17 protein-coding genes are annotated in these 18,947 nt (G+C 69.1%); 13 read left to right on the forward strand and 4 right to left on the reverse strand.

Annotated elements, in window-relative coordinates:
- Positions 1-90: 90 nt before the first annotated feature.
- The 3 genes from ACZ7DE_RS18305 to ACZ7DE_RS18315 all read left to right on the forward strand — a co-directional run bounded on the left by ACZ7DE_RS18305 (position 91) and on the right by ACZ7DE_RS18315 (position 4,527).
- Positions 91-789 (forward strand): HAD family hydrolase, encoded by a 699-nt coding sequence (locus ACZ7DE_RS18305; protein ID WP_470762354.1) that lies wholly within the window; start codon positions 91-93, stop codon positions 787-789.
- A gap of 476 nt (positions 790-1,265) precedes the next feature.
- Entirely contained in the window at positions 1,266-2,873 is a 1,608-nt protein-coding gene (locus ACZ7DE_RS18310) for an ABC transporter substrate-binding protein (protein ID WP_470762356.1), read from the forward strand.
- A 70-nt stretch (positions 2,874-2,943) separates the two neighbouring features.
- Positions 2,944-4,527 (forward strand): ABC transporter substrate-binding protein, encoded by a 1,584-nt coding sequence (locus tag ACZ7DE_RS18315; protein WP_470762357.1) that lies wholly within the window; start codon positions 2,944-2,946, stop codon positions 4,525-4,527.
- A 120-nt stretch (positions 4,528-4,647) separates the two neighbouring features.
- On the opposite strand, the gene ACZ7DE_RS18320 is transcribed toward ACZ7DE_RS18315, so the two are convergent.
- Entirely contained in the window at positions 4,648-5,319 is a 672-nt protein-coding gene (locus ACZ7DE_RS18320) for a response regulator (protein ID WP_097215673.1), read from the reverse strand.
- Positions 5,320-5,333: 14 nt separating this feature from the next.
- Entirely contained in the window at positions 5,334-6,299 is a 966-nt protein-coding gene (locus ACZ7DE_RS18325) for a RecB family exonuclease (RefSeq protein ID WP_470762360.1), read from the reverse strand.
- A 187-nt stretch (positions 6,300-6,486) separates the two neighbouring features.
- Between ACZ7DE_RS18325 and ACZ7DE_RS18330 the strand changes: the two genes are divergently transcribed.
- The 3 genes from ACZ7DE_RS18330 (at position 6,487) to ACZ7DE_RS18340 (ending at position 9,809) form a co-directional block, all read left to right on the forward strand.
- Positions 6,487-8,043: a site-2 protease family protein gene (locus tag ACZ7DE_RS18330; RefSeq protein WP_470762362.1), complete on the forward strand. Its 1,557-nt coding sequence runs from the start codon at positions 6,487-6,489 to the stop codon at positions 8,041-8,043.
- A gap of 73 nt (positions 8,044-8,116) precedes the next feature.
- The gene (locus ACZ7DE_RS18335; protein ID WP_470762364.1) at positions 8,117-9,019 is read left to right on the forward strand and encodes a tRNA (adenine-N1)-methyltransferase; all 903 of its coding nucleotides are present in this window, start codon (positions 8,117-8,119) and stop codon (positions 9,017-9,019) included.
- A gap of 220 nt (positions 9,020-9,239) precedes the next feature.
- Entirely contained in the window at positions 9,240-9,809 is a 570-nt protein-coding gene (locus ACZ7DE_RS18340) for a hypothetical protein (RefSeq protein ID WP_470762366.1), read from the forward strand.
- Positions 9,810-9,866: 57 nt separating this feature from the next.
- On the opposite strand, the gene ACZ7DE_RS18345 is transcribed toward ACZ7DE_RS18340, so the two are convergent.
- Entirely contained in the window at positions 9,867-10,172 is a 306-nt protein-coding gene (locus tag ACZ7DE_RS18345; RefSeq protein ID WP_470762367.1) for a ferredoxin, read from the reverse strand.
- A 243-nt stretch (positions 10,173-10,415) separates the two neighbouring features.
- Between ACZ7DE_RS18345 and arc the strand changes: the two genes are divergently transcribed.
- The 6 genes from arc (at position 10,416) to prcA (ending at position 16,467) form a co-directional block, all read left to right on the forward strand.
- Positions 10,416-12,182, forward strand: coding sequence for a proteasome ATPase (gene arc, locus ACZ7DE_RS18350; protein ID WP_327313949.1), 1,767 nt, complete (start codon positions 10,416-10,418; stop codon positions 12,180-12,182).
- Between the two features lie 233 nt (positions 12,183-12,415).
- On the forward strand, positions 12,416-13,927 hold the full coding sequence (dop, locus tag ACZ7DE_RS18355) for a depupylase/deamidase Dop (RefSeq protein WP_470762369.1): 1,512 nt from the start codon (positions 12,416-12,418) through the stop codon (positions 13,925-13,927).
- A 188-nt stretch (positions 13,928-14,115) separates the two neighbouring features.
- The gene (locus ACZ7DE_RS18360; RefSeq protein WP_266723537.1) at positions 14,116-14,334 is read left to right on the forward strand and encodes a ubiquitin-like protein Pup; all 219 of its coding nucleotides are present in this window, start codon (positions 14,116-14,118) and stop codon (positions 14,332-14,334) included.
- 38 nt (positions 14,335-14,372) lie between these two features.
- Positions 14,373-14,870: an endonuclease VII domain-containing protein gene (locus ACZ7DE_RS18365; RefSeq protein WP_470762371.1), complete on the forward strand. Its 498-nt coding sequence runs from the start codon at positions 14,373-14,375 to the stop codon at positions 14,868-14,870.
- Positions 14,822-15,667 carry a proteasome subunit beta gene (gene prcB / locus ACZ7DE_RS18370; RefSeq protein ID WP_470762373.1) on the forward strand — a complete coding sequence of 282 codons (846 nt, stop codon included), beginning with the start codon at positions 14,822-14,824 and terminating at the stop codon, positions 15,665-15,667. Before ACZ7DE_RS18365 ends, prcB begins: the two co-directional genes overlap by 49 nt.
- Before the next feature lie 62 nt (positions 15,668-15,729).
- Positions 15,730-16,467, forward strand: coding sequence for a proteasome subunit alpha (prcA, locus tag ACZ7DE_RS18375; protein WP_109001842.1), 738 nt, complete (start codon positions 15,730-15,732; stop codon positions 16,465-16,467).
- Between the two features lie 75 nt (positions 16,468-16,542).
- Here the strand turns inward: prcA and ACZ7DE_RS18380 are convergent, their stop codons facing one another.
- On the reverse strand, positions 16,543-17,559 hold the full coding sequence (locus ACZ7DE_RS18380) for a LacI family DNA-binding transcriptional regulator (RefSeq protein ID WP_470762375.1): 1,017 nt from the start codon (positions 17,557-17,559) through the stop codon (positions 16,543-16,545).
- A gap of 120 nt (positions 17,560-17,679) precedes the next feature.
- Here ACZ7DE_RS18380 and ACZ7DE_RS18385 point away from each other — a divergent pair, with 120 nt between their 5' ends.
- A complete protein-coding gene (locus ACZ7DE_RS18385; protein WP_470762377.1) occupies positions 17,680-18,939 on the forward strand; it encodes an MFS transporter in 1,260 nt (419 codons plus the stop codon).
- The last annotated feature ends 8 nt before the right edge of the window (positions 18,940-18,947 follow it).

Here is an 18,947-nt window from a genome sequence, read left to right on the forward strand (position 1 = left end):
CTGATCCGATAAGTCGTACACTGGTCGGTCCACTGCAGGCCGGTTCCCCCAGCGGGAACCGGCCTGCTCGTCCCTCAAGGAGGTACGCGGATGACCAGCACGGTTCCCGCGCCAGTGACCCGCACGGCCGAGGGCTCCGCCCTGCAGGCCGTGCTCCTCGACATGGACGGCACTCTGGTGGACACCGAGGGCTTCTGGTGGGACGTCGAGGTCGAGGTCTTCGCCGGCCTCGGCCACCCCCTCGACGACTCATGGCGCCATGTCGTGGTCGGCGGCCCCATGAGTCGCAGCGCCGGGTTCCTGATCGAGGCGACCGGAGCCGACATCACGCTCGACGAACTCACCGTCCTGCTCAACGCGGGGTTCGAGGACCGCATCACCCGCCACCTGCCCCTGATGCCGGGAGCCGCCCGGCTGCTGGCCGAACTGGCCGAGCACGAGGTCGCCACGGCACTCGTGTCGGCCTCCCACCGGCGCATCATCGACCGTGTCCTGACCGCGCTCGGCGCCGAGAACTTCCGGCTCACCGTGGCCGGCGACGAGGTCGCGCGCACCAAGCCCCACCCCGACCCCTACCTGTTCGCGGCCGCGGGCCTCGGTGTGGACCCCGCCCGGTGCGCCGTCATCGAGGACACCGCGACCGGCGTCGCCTCGGCGGAGGCGGCGGGCTGCCACGTGGTGGCCGTGCCCTCCGTGGCGCCCATCACGCCGTCCGCGCGGCGCACCGTCGTCTCCTCGCTGGAACAGGTCGACCTGACTTTTCTGCGTGGCCTGATCCCGCTCCGATGATCGCCGCGCCGATCATTGGCGATCGGCCGATGACGGAAATGCCAGAGGCGTTCACCGAGCGTGAACTGCGATAGCGGGGAATTCGGCGGGCGTACCCGCGGTGGAATTCCGATCTTCACCGGCCTCTCCGCGGGGCCTAATTCCGCCCTGTCCGAACCCTGTTTCAGTATGTGAGGTTCCCCACCCGGTCGAGGGTCGACAGATGACTCTCCGTATGCTGCAGGGCCGTTGCGCAGGGTCCCGGACGCATCCTTGTGTCCCGATTGGTGAGCGGCTGTACGAATCCTTCCACTGACGGTTGTTCAGCGCGTCCGCAGCCGGTTTCGCTGCGTGATGGGGTTTCAACTCCGGTGGCCGCGAGCCGTCGTGCTGGTGCGGACTAATCTCATTGCGAGAACATCGCCCCACCCCCGTGATCCGCAGCGCCACCCCTGCATGCCGGATACACGGACCGACAGCTCTGGAGAAACTCGAGCATGAACCGTAAGACTTTGGTGCTGCCGGCCGTGGTCGGTCTGCTCGCGCCCGCGCTCGCGGCCTGCGGCGGAACCGACGGCGGGAGCGGCAGCGGCGACGCCATCGTCGTCGGCACCACCGACCGGTTCATCGCCACGAAGGACGCCCCGGCCCCGCTGGACCCCGCGTACTCCTACGACGTCGGCACCTGGAACATCCTGCGCCAGACCGTGCAGACCCTGATGATCCAGCCCAAGGGCGAGGGCGAGCCCGTCCCCGAGGCCGCCCAGAGCTGCGGCTTCACCGACACCGGCAACGAGCGCTACTCCTGCAAGCTGCGCGGCGGTCTGAAGTTCGCCAACGGCGACGACATCACCGCCGAGGACGTCAAGTTCTCCATCGAGCGCGCCCGCACCATCAAGGCCGACTCCGGCGTCTTCGCCCTGCTGTCCACGATCGACACCATCGAAACCCAGGGCGACAACGAAGTCATCTTCCACCTCAAGACCGCCGACGCCACCTTCCCCTTCAAGCTGTCGACCCCGGTCGCCGGCATCGTCAACCCCGACGACTACACGAAGGACAAGCTGCGCGACGGCTTCTCGGTCGACGGCTCCGGCCCCTACATCCTCAAGGCCGAGACCGACGGCGATGAGATGACCAAGGCCGTGTTCACCAAGAACCCCCACTACAAGGGGACGCTGACGGTGAACAACGACGAGGTCGACATGGTCTCCTTCAAGGACGCCGACGCCATGGGCACCGCCATCGAAAAAGGCGACATCGACCTCATGACGCGCACCATGTCGCCGGAGCAGATCCGCAAGCTCTCCGACGCCTCCGCCGACGCGGACATCGACCTGGTCGAGCTGAACGGCCTCGAGATCCGCTACCTCGCCTTCGACACCACGGACCCGGCGGTCAAGTCCAAGGCCGTGCGCCAGGCGATGGCCCAGATCATCAACCGCGGCCAGCTCGTCTCCGAGGTGTACGGCTCCCAGGCCGAACCTCTCTACTCGCTGGTCCCGGCCACCCTCACCGGCCACTCCAACTCGTTCTTCAACACCTACGGCGACCCGAACGTCGGCAAGGCCAAGTCCCTGCTGGCCGACGCGGACATCACCACCCCGGTGAAGCTGACGCTGAACTACACGACCGACCACTACGGTCCGGCCACCAAGCAGGAGTTCGAGACGCTGCAGAAGCAGCTGAACGCCAGCGGCCTGTTCGACGTCGCCATCAAGGGCACCCCCTGGGAGTCGTTCGTCCCGGCCGAGCGCAAGGGCGAGTACGCCGTCTACGGCATGGGCTGGTTCCCCGACTTCCCCGACGCCGACAACTTCGTCGCGCCGTTCCTGGACAAGGACAACTTCCTCAAGTCCCCGTACGCCAACAGCGACATCATCAACAAGCTGATCCCGGCCTCCCGCCGCGAGGCCGACCGCCTCGGCGCCGCCAAGAGCCTCACCGAGGTCCAGGACATCGTCGCCAAGGACGTCCCGATCCTGCCGCTGTGGCAGGGCAAGCAGTACGTCGCCGCCAACAACGACGTCACGGGCACCGCGTACGCGCTGAACTCCTCCGCGACCCTGCAGCTGTGGGAACTCGGCCGAGGCACCAGCAACTGACCGAGCCCTTGAAGGCCCGGGGCCCGGGACGGCGGCCCCGGTATGACGAGAACCGACGACAAGGCATTTCGTGAACATGCGTAACCAGTGGCCAGTCCTGCCGATCATGGCGGGACTGGCCTCGGGCCTGCTGACAGGCTGCGGCTCCCAGAACTCGGGCTCCGGAAGCGATCCTTCCTCGGTGGTCCTGGGAATGTCCGACAAGGTCCTGGCCACCGACCCCGCGTCCGGCTACGACCCCGGCTCCTGGCTGTTGTTCAACAACGTCTTCCAGTCCCTGCTCAGCTTCCCCAAGGGCGGCACGGAACCCCAGCCGGACGCGGCCCAGGAGTGCTCCTTCAACGACACGAGGGCCCAGGTCTACTCGTGCACCCTGAAGGACGGCCTGACGTTCAGCAACGGCGACGCGCTCACCTCGGAGGACGTCAAGTTCTCCTTCGACCGCATGCTGAAGATCAACGACGACTCCGGCCCGGCGATCATGTTCCCCATGCTCGACAAGGTCGAGACCCCCGACGCCAAGACCGTCGTCTTCAAGCTCAAGGTCCCCGACGCGACCTTCCCCAGCAAGATCGCCTCGGGCGCCGGCTCCATCGTCGACCACCGGGAATACGACGCCGACGGCCTGCGCGAGGACGGCGCCGCCGTCGGATCCGGCCCCTACAAGCTGGACTCCTTCGACGACGGCGAAGCGGTCTTCTCCGTCAACGAGAACTACAAGGGCACCGCCGGCGACCCCCAGAACGCCGGCATCACCCTGAAGTTCTTCGGCGGCGACCAGAAGGCCCTCAAGGAGGCCCTCCTCGCGGGCGACGTCGACATCGCCTACCGAGGCCTCACCGCGGCCGACATCTCCGACATCCAGCAGAGCACCGGCGACGCCGGCGCGGAGGTCGTCGAGGGCAGCAGCGCCGAGGTCCAGCACCTCGTCTTCAACATGGCCGACCCCGTCGCCGGAAAGCTCGGCGTCCGCCAGGCCATAGCGCACCTCATCGACCGCGAAGCCCTCATCAAGACCGTCTACCAGGGCACCGCCGACCCCCTCTACTCGATCGTCCCGGCCGGCATCGCCGGACACAACACCGCCTTCTTCGACCGCTACGGCTCCCGCCCCTCCCGGGCCAAGGCCGCCGCCGCACTCGCGGACGAGAACATCACCGGCAAGGTGAAGCTCACCCTCTGGTCCACCCCCTCCCGCTACGGCCCCGCCACCGACCAGGAACTGACGGCCCTCGCCGCCCAGCTCAACGCCAGCGGCCTGTTCGACGCCGACGTCAAGTCCGTGGCCTACGGCCAGTACGAGAAGGACATCGCCGCCGGCAAGTACGGCGTCTACGTCAAGGGCTGGGTGCCCGACTACCCGGACGCCGACAACTTCACCTCGCCCTTCTTCGGCAAGGGCAACGTCCTCGACAACAACTTCACGGACGACACCCTGACCGGCACGCTCATCCCGCGCACCGCCGCCCAGAGCGACCGCACCGCCACCGACGCCGACTACGGGCGGATCCAGAACATCGTCGCCGAACAGGTGCCCGTCCTGCCCGTCTGGCAGGCCAAGCAGTACGCGGTCGTCGGCGAGAACGTCTACGGCCTGGAGAACTGCCTGGACGCCTCCACCGTGTTCCGCTTCTGGGAACTCAGCAAGAGCTGAGCCACCGCGCACGAAACGACGAAGGGCGCCCCCCGTCGGACAGGGGGCGCCCTTCGCCGTACCCGCGCTCCCGCGCCCCGGGCCTGGTGCAGCGCCCGGGACGTACAGCGCGCCAGGCACCTACTGCGCGCCCGGGCGCACCAGACCGCTCTCGTACGCGTACACCGCCGCCTGCACCCGGTCACGCAGCCCCAGCTTCGTCAGCACATGCCCCACATGCGTCTTCACCGTGGTCTCGCTGACGAACAGGTCCGCGGCGATCTCGGCGTTCGACAGACCCCGCGCCACCAGCTTCAGCACCTCCACCTCACGATCGGTGAGCGTGTGCAGCGTGTCCGGCACCGGCTCCTCCCCCGACGGCAGATGCGTGGCGTACTTGTCCAGCAGCCGGCGCGTGATGCTCGGCGCCAGCATCGCCTCACCCGAGGCCACCACCCTGATCGCCTGCACCAGCTCGTTGGCCGGCGCGTCCTTCAGCAGGAACCCGCTGGCCCCCGCCCGCAACGCCTCCACCACGTACTCGTCGAGATCGAACGTCGTCAGCACCAGCACCTTCGCCGGTCCGTCCCGCCCGGGACCGGTGATCTGCCGGGTCGCCTCCACCCCGTCCATCCGCGGCATACGGATGTCCATCAACACCACGTCGGGCTGCAACGCCCGCACCTGGTCGAGCGCCTGCAGACCGTCTCCGGCCTCACCGACGACCGCGATGTCCTGCTCGGCCTCCAGGATCATCCGGAAGCCGGTGCGCAACAGCGGTTGGTCGTCGACCAGTAGGACGCGGATGGCCACGTGAATCTCCTTCTCTAGCCCGGCCCCATTCTGCCCTGCGCCCCACCCTCCGACTCGGCCGCCCTCACCGCCGGCGTCACCGCGAGCGGATACGGCGGGGGAGTACCGCCGAACTCCGGACAGTGCGCCTGGTGATCGCACCAACCGCACAGCTTCGTCGGCCGGGGCCGCCACTCACCCGTCTCCGTCGCCAGCCGGATCGCCTCCCACAGCGCCAGCAGCTTGCGCTCCACCCGCTCCAGATCCGAAAGGACCGGGTCGTAGGTCAGCACGTCCCCACTGCCCAGGTAGACCAGTTGCAGCCGCCGCGGGATCACGTTCTTCAGCCGCCACACCACCAGCGCGTAGAACTTCATCTGGAACAGCGCGCCCTCGGCGTACTCCGGCCGCGGCGCCTTGCCCGTCTTGTAGTCGACGATCCGCACCTCCCCGGTCGGCGCCACGTCGACCCGGTCGATGATCCCGCGCAGTCGCAGGCCCGACTCCAGCTCCGCCTCCACGAACAGCTCGCGCTCGGCCGGCTCCAGCCGCGTCGGGTCCTCCAGCGTGAACCAGCGCTCGACCAGCCGCTCCGCCTCCGCGAGCCAGCCCGCCAGCCGCTCGCCCTCCGGATCGTCGGCGAACAGCTCCACCACCTCCGGCCGCGACTCCCGCAACCGGTCCCACTGACCCGGAATCAGAGACTTCGCCCGCGGCGCGGTCCGCTCGGACGCCGGCGCGTCGAACAACCGCTCGAGGACCGCGTGCACCAGCGTCCCCTTCGTCGCCGCCGGACTCGGCTTCTCCGGCAACCGGTCGATCACCCGGAACCGGTACAGCAGCGGACACTGCATGAAATCACCGGCCCGCGAGGGCGAGAGCGAGGACGGCGCCACGGCGACGACGCCCGCCGCCTCCGGCACGACCGCCGTCACGCCCGCCGGATCCTCCACGACACCGCCGTCGCCCACCCGGGCGACACCCTCGCTGCTGCTCTCCATGACCACAGACCTTACGGCCCGCCACTGACAGTCACCCAGCCCCGCACCCCGCCGCACCCCGGACACCGGCGACCGGCGGGGAAACACTGGGGGTGCCGGGGCGGAACACGCCTCGACTGCCGCATACCATCGGTCACAGACCCTCCCGCCCGGCCCGGGCGGGAGACGCTTCGAACGAGGGGACACCGTGGTGGAAAGCGGCGGGAGCGGGCGACCGCGGCCGGACAACGAACAGCCGGCCGAGCACCCCGCGACACCTGCGTCCCCGGCCACCGACCTCGCGCACACCCCGGACACGCCGAAGCCCGAGGGCGCCACCCCCGCCACGAACGCGACGCCGGGCCGGCCCCCCGCCGAGGGCGAACCCACGCCCACGGCCGAGCCCGCCCCGCCCGCCGACGGCCAGGACACCCCGCAGCGGCGCCCCGACCCCGGGCCCGCGAACGACACGGCCGACACCGACGACCCCCCGGCCACCGGAGCCACCGCGGACACCAGCGGGCCCGGCGACCCGGACGACGACGACACCGAGGCCCGGCGACCCGCACCCCCCGCCCTCACCAAGGGCCCCCCGCCGCCCCGCCCCCCGGAGCAGCCCCGCGGCGGCCTCCTCATGGGGCGCCCCTTCGGCGTGCCCGTCTACGTCGCCCCCAGCTGGTTCCTCGTCGCCGCCCTCATCACCTGGGTCTTCGGCGGCCAGCTCGACCGCGTGCTGCCCGAACTCGGCGCCGCCCGCTACCTCGTCTCCCTCTTCTTCGCCGTCGCCTTCTACGCCTCCGTACTCATCCACGAACTCGCCCACACCCTCGCCGCCCTCCGCTTCAAACTCCCCGTGCGCCGCATCCAGCTCCAGTTCTTCGGGGGCGTCTCCGAGATCGAGAAGGAAGCCGAGACCCCCGGCCGCGAGTTCTGGCTCGCCTTCGTCGGCCCTCTGCTGTCCCTCGCCCTGTCCGGCGTCTTCTACCTCGCCATGCAGCCCGTCCAACGCGGCACCGTCCCGGGCGTCCTGCTGGCCGGCCTGATGATCTCCAACCTCATCGTCGCCGCCTTCAACCTCCTGCCCGGCCTCCCCCTGGACGGCGGCCGCATGCTCCGCGCCGTCGTCTGGAAGATCACCGGCAAACCCATGAGCGGCACCATCGCCGCCGCCTGGGTCGGCCGCGCCCTCGCCGTCTCCGTCCTCATCGGCCTGCCCCTCCTCACCCAGTCCGGCGCCCTCGGCTCCGGTGCCGAGGACAGCGTCGGCATGGACACCGTCACCGACGCCCTCCTCGCCGCCATCCTCGCCGCGATCATCTGGACCGGCGCCGGCAACAGCCTGCGCATGGCCCGCCTGCGCGAACACCTCCCCGAACTGCGCGCCCGCACCCTCACCCGCCGCGCCGTCCCCGTCGAGACCCACACCCCGCTCTCCGAAGCCCTCCGCCGCGCCAACGACGCCGGCGCCCGCGCCCTCGTCGTCGTCGACGCCCACGGCGAACCCCTCTCCCTCGTCCGCGAGGCCGCCATCGTCGGTGTCCCCGAACACCGCCGCCCCTGGGTCGCCGTCAGCGGCCTCGCCCAGGACCTCACCGACGGCATGCGCGTCTCCGCCGAGCTCGCTGGCGAAGACCTCCTCGACGTCCTGCGCGCCACCCCCGCCACCGAATACCTCGTCGTCGAGGAGACCGGAGAGATCTTCGGCGTCCTGTCCGCCGCCGACGTCGAACGCGCCTTCGTCAAAGCGATGGCCCGCCCCAGCTGAGCACCGGGGCCGCCGACCCGGCGGCCCCGCCCCCATGGTCGGCGGCCCCGCCAAACGCCGGTAGGCTGTTCACATGTCCGAACCGACCGGTGCCGCCCGCAGGCGCGGGCCCTTCAAGGTCGGGGACCAGGTTCAGCTGACCGACCCCAAGGGCCGCCACTACACGTTCACGCTCGAAGCCGGGAAGAACTTCCACACCCACAAGGGTTCCTTCCCGCACGACGAACTGATCGGCGCACCCGAGGGCAGCGTTGTCCGCACCACCGGGAACGTCGCCTACCTCGCGCTGCGCCCCCTGCTCCCCGACTACGTCCTGTCCATGCCCCGCGGGGCAGCCGTCGTCTACCCCAAGGACGCGGGGCAGATCCTCGCCTTCGCCGACATCTTCCCCGGCGCACGCGTCGTCGAAGCCGGCGTCGGCTCCGGCTCGCTGAGCAGCTTCCTGCTGCGCGCCATCGGCGACCACGGCATGCTGCACTCCTACGAGCGCCGCGAGGACTTCGCCGAGATCGCCCAGCAGAACGTGGAGCGCTACTTCGGCGGCCCCCACCCCGCATGGCAGCTCACCGTCGGCGACCTCCAGGACAACCTGAGCGACAGCGACGTCGACCGCGTCATCCTCGACATGCTCGCCCCCTGGGAATGCCTCGAAGCCGTCTCCAAGGCACTCGTCCCCGGCGGCATCCTCTGCTGCTACGTCGCCACCACCACCCAGCTCGCCCGGACCGTCGAGTCCATCCGCGAGATCGGCTGCTTCAACGAGCCGACCTCCTGGGAGACGATGATCCGCAACTGGCACATCGAGGGCCTCGCCGTCCGTCCCGACCACCGGATGATCGGCCACACCGGCTTCCTCCTCACCGCCCGCCGCCTGGCGGACGGCGTCGAGCCGCCCATGCGCCGCCGCCGCCCCGCCAAGGGCGCCTACGGCGAGGACTACTCCGGCCCCAACGCCGACGGAGGCAGCGGCCGCTGACCCGGCCCCGCACAACCCCCCAACGACAAGGCGCCGTGGCCGAGTTCCCGCACCACACCGGGAACTCGGCCACGGCGCCTCGCCAGTTGACCCGCGCGCAGAACACCACACCGCGGCGTCCGAAATCCCGCACCCCCGCCGTTCCCCCACCCTGTGACGTGTGGCACGATGCTGGCCAATCCCACCCCCACCGGCACAGCCACCGCAGGAGACACTCCTAGTGCAGCACTCCGCCGTCCCGGAACTGGCACACACCCATACCCGGCCCATCCACTGGGTCGCGACCGCCACCGCCGTCGCCGGCGTGGTCGCCCTCTCCTCGCTGCTGCAACCCAAACCCGCGACAGCCGCCCAGACCGCCGGCCCCGCCGCCAGGCCCGCCGCCGCGGCGCCCGCCACCACCGGCGTCGACTTCCCCCTCGACTGCGGACCCGTCACCGCCCTCGTCGTGAAGAAGGCCACCGGCGACCTGGACGGCGACGGCGCCCCCGAAACAGTCGCCGTCGTGCACTGCGACGCCCCCATGGGCACCCCGCCCGACGGCGTCTACGTCCTCACCCACGACACCGGCCACACCCACGCGCGCGTGGTCGCCACTCTCGTCGACCCCAAGGACCGCAACACCGTCACCAGCCTCGCCATCACCGACGAGACCGTCCACGCCACCCTCCTCGGCTACTCCACCCCCGACGTACCCAGTTGCTGCCCCGACCTCAAGGACAGCGCCGCATGGCACTGGAAGGACGACAGGTTCATCCGCTCCACACCCGCCGGCGCCCAGAACGTCTGACACCGGCCATCCGCCCTGTGAGAAATCAGACAGAGATCACACCGGGCGTCCGTGCACTCACTCCGCGTCAGGGCCGTAGACCTCGACCCCGTCCGAAACCCGACGCACATGAATGCAGTCACCCGGACACTCCCGCGCCGAGTCCACCACGTCCGTCAACAACGGCAACGGCACCGGCGTCACAGCCCCCTTGGCCTGCAACAGCTCGTCCTGCGCGCTCTTGACGTACGCCAGGCCGTCGATGTCCAGCTCGAACACCTCGGGCGCGTACTGCGCGCAGATCCCGTCACCGGTACAGAGATCCTGATCGATCCAGACCTCCAGGGCCTCCTCGCCGACACCGGCCTCCTGCTGCACGCCCATAACTCCTGCCGTTTATCGTCGAGCCGCCAGGGAACCATGCAGGCTCTGACGGGTGTTGAACACTTCGACCCTACCCTCGGCCGCTTTCCAATCATGTTCGGTGGGTATTCCCCTGGCGTGAGGGAGAGCGCAAGGGTGAAGATCGGACACACCCCTACAGTCTTTGTGATCTAGGGGTTTCAATCGACACCCACCCAGGTAGGGTCTGGAAGCGTCCAGCTCCCCTTGGAGGAGGTGAGGACCGTGGCAGCCCACGACGACGACATGAACCGCGGCATCCGCCCGGGACGAGGGTCCGACGACCCGTCCGGGCAGATTGCCTACCTTGAGCAGGAGATCGCCGTCCTGCGACGCAAGCTCGCCGACTCTCCGCGACACACGAGGATTCTCGAAGAGCGGATCGTCGAGCTGCAGACCAACCTGGCCGGCGTGTCCGCCCAGAACGAGCGACTGGCGAACACACTCCGCGAGGCCCGCGACCAGATCGTGGCCCTCAAGGAGGAAGTCGACCGGCTCGCGCAGCCGCCGGCCGGCTTCGGAGTCTTCCTCACGGCGAACGAGGACGGCACCGCCGACATCTTCACCGGCGGCCGCAAACTCCGCGTGAACGTCAGCCCCAGCGTCGAACTCGACGAACTGCGGCGCGGCCAGGAAGTCATGCTCAACGAGGCGCTCAACGTGGTCGAGGCCATGGAGTACGAGCGCGTCGGCGACATCGTCACCCTCAAGGAGATCCTCGAGGACGGCGAACGCGCCCTGGTGCTCGGGCACACCGACGAGGAACGGGTGGTCAGGCTCGCCGAGCCTCTGCTGGACGTCACCATCCGCCCCGGCGACGCCCTCCTGCTCGAACCCCGATCCGGCTACGTCTACGAGATCGTCCCCAAGAGCGAGGTCGAGGAACTCGTCCTCGAAGAGGTCCCCGACATCGGCTACGAGCAGATCGGCGGCCTCGGCGGACAGATCGAGATGATCCGCGACGCCGTCGAGCTCCCCTACCTCTACCCCGACCTCTTCAAGGAGCACGAGCTGCGCCCGCCCAAGGGCGTCCTGCTCTACGGACCCCCCGGATGCGGCAAGACGCTCATCGCCAAGGCCGTCGCCAACTCGCTGGCCAAGAAGGTCGCCGAAGTCACCGGCCAGGCCACCGGCAAGAGCTTCTTCCTCAACATCAAGGGCCCCGAGCTCCTCAACAAGTACGTCGGCGAGACCGAGCGACAGATCCGCCTCGTCTTCCAGCGTGCTCGTGAGAAGGCCTCCGAGGGCACCCCCGTCATCGTCTTCTTCGACGAGATGGAGTCCCTCTTCCGCACCCGTGGCTCCGGCGTCAGCTCCGACGTCGAGAACACCATCGTCCCGCAGCTCCTCGCCGAGATCGACGGCGTCGAAGGCCTGCAGAACGTGGTCGTCATCGGCGCCTCCAACCGCGAGGACATGATCGACCCCGCGATCCTGCGCCCCGGCCGCCTGGACGTGAAGATCAAGATCGAGCGCCCGGACGCCGAAGCGGCCAAGGACATCTTCCAGAAGTACCTCACCGAACGCCTGCCCCTGCACTCCGAGGACGTCGGCGAACACGGCGGCGACAAGACCACCACCGTCCAGAGCATGATCCAGACGGCAGTGGAACACATGTACGCCGAATCCGAGGAAAACCGCTTCCTGGAAGTCACCTACGCCAACGGCGACAAGGAAGTCCTCTACTTCAAGGACTTCAACTCCGGCGCCATGATCGAGAACATCGTCGGCCGCGCCAAGAAGATGGCCATCAAGGACTTCCTCGACCACAACCAGAAGGGCCTGCGCGTCTCCCACCTCCTCCAGGCATGCGTGGACGAGTTCAAGGAGAACGAGGACCTTCCCAACACCACCAACCCCGACGACTGGGCCCGAATCTCCGGCAAGAAGGGCGAACGGATCGTCTACATCCGCACCCTCATCACCGGAAAGCAAGGCGCAGACACCGGACGCTCCATCGACACGGTGGCGAACACCGGACAGTACCTGTAAAACCAGGGCGGCTGCGGGTGCCCACCACGGGTACCCGCAGCCGACTGCTTTCCAGGCCACGGCTGGAGCAAGGCAATGACGCAAATGATCTCCCCACCAGCGCAGAGGCGTTCTAGGCTCTTCCGTACCGCCGGGTCGCGCAGTGCGGGGACGGGCACCGCACACGCACCGGAGCACCACCGGTATCTGAGCGGCGCCCACGACCGAGGGTGCCGCCGGGCAAGGAGGGCCGCATGACCGTACGGCGAGTAATGGGCATCGAGACGGAGTACGGCATCTCCGTCCCCGGCCACCCCAACGCCAATGCCATGCTCACCTCGTCCCAGATCGTCAACGCCTACGCGGCGGCGATGCACCGGGCCCGCCGGGCCCGCTGGGACTTCGAGGAGGAGAATCCGCTGCGGGACGCCCGAGGCTTCGACCTCGCCCGGGAGGCCGCCGACTCCAGCCAGCTCACCGACGAGGACATCGGCCTCGCCAACGTCATCCTCACCAACGGCGCACGCCTCTACGTCGACCACGCACACCCCGAATACAGCTCTCCCGAGGTCACCAACCCCCGCGACGCCGTCCTGTGGGACAAGGCCGGCGAACGCATCATGGCCGAGGCCGCCGAACGCGCCGCCGCACTCCCCGGCGCCCAGCCCATCCACCTCTACAAGAACAACACCGACAACAAGGGCGCCTCCTACGGCACGCACGAGAACTACCTGATGAAGCGCGAGACCGCCTTCTCGGACATCGTGCGCCACCTCACCCCGTTCTTCGTCTCCCGCCAGGTCTTCGCCGGCGCGGGCCGCGTGGGCATCGGCCAGGACGGCCACGAACACGGCTTCCAGCTAAGCCAGCGCGCCGACTACTTCGAGGTCGAGGTCGGCCTCGAGACGACGCTGAAGCGCCCCATCATCAACACCCGTGACGAACCGCACTCCGACGCGGAGAAGTACCGCCGCCTCCACGTGATCATCGGCGACGCCAACCTCTCCGAGATCTCGACGTACCTGAAGCTCGGCACCACGGCCCTGGTCCTGTCGATGATCGAGGACGGTTTCATCGCCGTCGACCTGGCCGTCGACCAACCCGTCCGTACCCTCCACCAGGTCTCCCACGACCCGAGCCTCAAGCGCCTGGTCACCCTCCGCAGCGGCCGCACGCTCACCGCCGTCCAGCTCCAGATGGAGTACTACGAGCTGTCGCGCAAATACGTGGAGGAGCGCTTCGGCGCGGACGCCGACGACCAGACCAAGGACGTCCTCGCCCGCTGGGAGGACACCCTCACCCGCCTGGAGAACGACCCCATGAGCCTCGCCGGCGAACTGGACTGGGTCGCCAAGCGGGAGGTCATGGAGGGCTACCGGCGCCGTGACGGCCTCGACTGGGACGCCGCGCGTCTCCACCTCGTCGACCTCCAGTACGCCGACGTGAGGGCCGAGAAGGGCCTCTACAACCGCCTCGTGGCCCGCGGCCGCATCAAGCGCCTCCTGGACGAGGCAGAGGTCGAGCGGGCCGTCACGAAGCCCCCGGAGGACACCCGCGCCTACTTCCGCGGCCGCTGCCTGGAGCAGTACGCCGACGACGTCGCCGCGGCCTCCTGGGACTCGGTGATCTTCGATCTGCCGGGCCGGGATTCGCTCCAGCGCGTCCCAACCCTCGAACCCCTTCGCGGAACGCGAAATCACGTCAAGGCGCTCCTGGACCGCTGCCGCACGGCAGAAGACCTGGTCAGGGTCCTTTCGGGCGGCTGAACCGTGATCGGGCCGGAACCTGCCGGGCAGGGTGGAACGACCCCTGGCCGGGAATCATCGAGATGGCCCTCGTACGTTGACGCAACTGCGGGGCCGATGTCGGACCCGGCTTGTAGGGTCTGATCATCACCGATCGGCAGGAATGCCGACCTGTCGACCATGTCGGGCGAAAGAGCGGGGTGAGTGTTATGGCGACCAAGGACACCGGCGGAGGCCAGCAGAAGGCGACACGCTCCACGGAGGAGGTCGAGGAGCAGGCCGCGGAGACGCAGGGCTCCGAGGACCTCAAGGAGCGCCAGGAGAAGCTGAGCGACGACGTGGACTCGGTTCTGGACGAGATCGACGACGTACTCGAGGAAAATGCCGAGGATTTCGTGCGCTCCTTCGTGCAAAAAGGCGGCGAGTAGCCTTCGAATCGAAGGTAGCGGGGGCTTCGGGGTCGACCATGGATGAGGACGCGAAGCGCTGCTCGCGGCGCAAGCAGTACACGTCGCGAGCAGCGTTCGCGAGCAACAGATCAACGCGTGACGGGCTTCAGGCCTACTGCCGGGCGTGCGCGGCCTCGTACCACCAGGAGCGTCAGGTCGCGAAAGGCCGGAACGTTCGCCCGAGTGTCGTTGTGCCTGAAGACCACACGTCTCACCGCACGTGCGGTGAGATCGAGCCGCACAGTGAGTGGACGTGGAATCGAAGCGCTCCTGACGGCCTGGCGAGGCTTCTCAAAAAGGGGCTCTGCGTGATCTGCCTGAAAGCCCCGGCCGTCCATGTGGATCACCGCCACAAGGCGGGTAGGGTCCGTGGCGTACTGTGCTTCAACTGCAATTCGGCCATCGGCAAGTTGGGAGACGACCCCGACGCTGTTCGTCGGGCAGCCGCCTACCTGGAGGGAACTTCGTGGAAGCCAACACTCGTAGCACCGGGCGTCTACCAGCTGCCTTCCTGACGCCTGGGTCCTCGTCCTTCATGGACTTCCTCTCCGAGCACCAGCCGGAGATGCTGCCCGGCAAGCGGCAGCTTCCTCCGACGCAGGGTGTGATCGAGGCTCCGCACGGGACGACGATCGTGGCCGTCACGTTCCCCGGCGGGGTCGTGCTGGCCGGTGACCGTCGGGCCACGATGGGCAACGTCATCGCGCAGCGCGACATCGAGAAGGTGTTCCCGGCCGACGAGTACTCGGCCGTGGGCATCGCCGGCACCGCGGGCCTGGCCGTCGAGATGGTGAAGCTGTTCCAGCTGGAGCTGGAGCACTTCGAGAAGGTCGAGGGGGCGCAGCTCTCGCTGGAGGGCAAGGCCAACCGCTTGTCGACCATGATCCGGTCCAATCTGGGCATGGCGATGCAGGGTCTGGCGGTCGTGCCGTTGTTCGCGGGATTCGACGTGGACCGGGACCGGGGCCGGATCTTCTCGTACGACGTGACGGGCGGTCGTTCCGAGGAGCATCACTACGCGGCGACCGGCTCCGGTTCGATCTTCGCGCGTGGGGCGATGAAGAAGCTCTACCGTGAGGATCTGTCCGAGGAGCAGGCCACGACGTTGGTGGTGCAGGCTCTGTACGACGCGGCCGACGACGATTCGGCGACCGGCGGTCCCGATGTCGCTCGCCGGATCTACCCGATCGTCACCGTGATCACCGAGGACGGTTTCCGTCGGCTGACCGACGAGGAGTCGTCGGGGATCGCCCGTTCCATTCTCGAGCGCCGCCTGGAGCAGCCGGACGGCCCGCGTGCCGCTCTGCTGTAGCCGGCGGCCTCGTTCTTGTCCCAGGTGATCCAGTGACTTCGACAGAAAGGGACGGATAACCGGTGTCGACGCCGTTCTATGTCTCACCCCAGCAGGCGATGGCGGATCGCGCGGAGTACGCGCGCAAGGGCATCGCCCGTGGCCGCAGCCTGGTCGTGCTGCAGTATGCCGACGGCATCGTGTTCGTCGGCGAGAATCCGTCCCGTGCGCTGCACAAGTTCAGCGAGATCTATGACCGGATCGGTTTTGCGGCCGCCGGCAAGTACAACGAGTACGAGAATCTGCGGATCGGCGGTGTGCGTTATGCCGATCTGCGTGGTTACACCTATGACCGTGATGATGTGACCGCTCGCGGTCTGGCCAACGTGTACGCCCAGACGTTGGGCACGATCTTCTCGTCGGCGGGTGAGAAGCCCTACGAGGTGGAACTGGTCGTGGCGGAGGTCGGTGAGACTCCGGACGGCGATCAGATCTACCGGCTGCCGCATGACGGGTCGATCGTCGACGAGCACGGTTCGGTGGCGGTGGGCGGCAATGCCGAGCAGATCAGCAGTTACCTGGATCAGCGTCATCAGGACGGGATGAGCCTGGCCGATGCGTTGAAGCTGGCTGTGCAGGCGTTGTCGCGGGACACCAACGGCACGCAGCGCGAGATTCCGGCGGAGCGGCTCGAGGTGGCGGTGCTGGACCGTACTCGGCCGCAGCAGCGGAAGTTCAAGCGGATCGTGGGCCGTCAGCTGGGCCGCTTGCTGGAGACGGACGGTGCGTCGACGGAGGCGGAGAGCTCCGAGGAGGAGTAGTCCGGTTCGGGTCTTCCGCGTCGCGTGAGTCCTTTGTGTGCCCCGGTCGGGTCGTCGGCCGGGGCACAGGGCGTTTCAGGGGGCGCTGGGCGGGGCCGTGGAGGCTCGTACGACGAGGTGGACGGGGATGTCCGCGGCGTCCGGTGCGCGGCCCTCCAGGACGTCGAGGAGGGCTTGCATGCCGCGTTCGCCGAAGAGTTCGGCGTCGAGTCGTACGGTGGTGAGTTCGGGGTCGAGGGCGGTGGCCAGGGCGAGGTCGTCGAGGCCGGTGACGGAGATGTCGTCGGGGATGCGCAGGCCGAGGCGGCGGGCGGCCTTGTAGGCGCCGGCGGCGAGTTTGTCGTCGTCGCAGACGACGGCCGTGGGGCGGGGGCCGGGGGCGGAGAGGGCTGTTTCGGCGGCGCCGCGGGCTTCGTCGATGGAGATGGGGGCGGGTGCGGTGCGCAGGGTCGTGCCGGGCGTGGCGCGGATGCGGGCGGTGAGTTCGTGTGCGCGTACCTCGAAGGTCCAGGAGGGGACGTCGGCGGCGAGGTGGAGGAAGTGCCGGTGGCCGAGGCCGAGGAGGTGGTCGGCGATCTGGCGGGCGCCGTCGGCGATGTCGAGGTTGACGGTCGCGGCGCCGAGGCTGCCGTGGGGGTCGCTGTCGAGCATGACGAGGGGGAGCTGGTCGCCGCGGATGGCGGTGAGGGCGTCGGCGGCCATGGAGGAGGCGAGGACGCCGTCGAGAGCGGCCTGGGCGGAGGCGAAGGGATCGCGGGCGGGGCCGACGCCTTCGGGGGAGGGGTAGAGGACGACGCCGAAGCCGTGGTCGGCGGCTACGCGTGCGGCGCCGGTGTAGACGCCGGCGTAGAACTCGGTGGTGAGGGCGGGGACGACGAGCAGGACGGTGCGGGTGCGGCCGAGGCGGAGGTTGCGGGCGGCGAGGTTGGGGCGGTAGCCGAGTTCGCGGGCGGCCTGGCGTACGCGTTCGGCGGTGGTCTCGGCGACGCGGCCGCGCCACTTGTCGCCGAGGACGAGGGAGACGGCGGCCTGGGAGACGCCTGCGGCCTGGGCGACGTCGCGGCTCGTGGGGCGTGTGCTACCTCGTGCCACGGTGGGCCTGCTCCTTCGTCTGGACTCGTGAACAGCGCACATGGTACGTATGACAAGAGGCGTTATACGTAAAACTTCGAGGTGGCTCACCGCCTCGGTCGAGCCGACGGAGGCGGGACATTGGCCGCGGGATACCTGGAGATCCTCAGGGCGAAGCACGCCGCCAGGCTGTTGGCGGGCACGCTCGTGGGCCGGTTGCCCAATGCCACGGCCGCGATCGCGATCGTGCTGTTCGTGCGCGCGCAGGGCGGTTCGTACAGCCTCGCGGGGGCGCTGGCGGCGGTGTACGGCGTCGCCAACGCCGTCGGGCAGCCGTTGCTGGGCCGGCTGGTCGACGTGTACGGGCAGCCGCGGGTGCAGTTGCCGGCCGCGCTCGCCTCGGCGCTGGCCATGGCCGTCTTCGCCCTCACCGGCACCGATCCGCTGCCGTCGGCGTACGCGGCGGTGGCCGCGGCCGGGCTCTTCACGCCGCCCCTGGAGGGCGGTCTGCGCGCCCTGTGGCCGGCGGTGCTGCGTCGTGAGGACCAGGTGCACACGGCCTACGCGATGGACGCGGTCGCCCAGGAGGTGATGTTCACCGTCGGGCCGCTGCTGGTGACGCTGTGCGTGTCGGTGTGGTCGGCGCAGGGGGCCCTGCTGGTGCTGAACGCGGTGGGGGTGCTGGGCGCGCTGTGGGTGGTCGTGTCGGCTCCCTCGCGCGCGTGGCGCTCGGCCCCGCGGGAGGCGCACTGGCTGGGCGCGCTGCGGTCGCCGGGTCTGCTGGCGCTGCTCGGGGCGTTCCTGTTCGTCGGGGTCGCGCTCGGTTCGATCACGGTGGCGTCCGTGCCGTACGCGGACGATCACGGCGGTGACGCGGTGTACGGCTGGCTGATGGCGGCGCTGGGACTGGGTGCGCTGTTCGGCGGTGTGGTGTACGGGGCGCGGCGGTGGGCGGGGGCGCCGGAGCGGCGACTGCGCTGTCTGGTGGGGGCTTTGGCGGTGTGTTATCTGCCGTTGATGCTGATGCCGGGTGCGGTGGCGATGGTGGCGTTGACGGCGCTCGCGGGGGTGTTCCTGGCGCCGGCCATCGCGTGCGCGTTCGTCATCGTGGACCGGCATGCGCCGCGCGGGACGGTGACGGAGGCGTTCTCCTGGCTGGTGACGACGTTCACGGTGGGCGCGTCGGTGGGAACGGGCCTGACGGGTCCCGTGGTGGAGGCCGGTGGGGCGGTGTGGGGCTTCGCCGTGCCGGCTGTCGCGGGCGCCGTGTCCCTGTTGGTTTTGCTGGCCACGGGGCGGGTACTGGCTGTTCCCGTCGTGGGTGCGGTGGTTGCGGCTTCATCGGAAAATGATCCAAACCGTGCTGCCGAACCCCGTTTCAGTTCAGGGGATCGGGCGTAATGTTCAGT

The organism is Streptomyces sp. NPDC037083 (genome assembly GCF_055606485.1).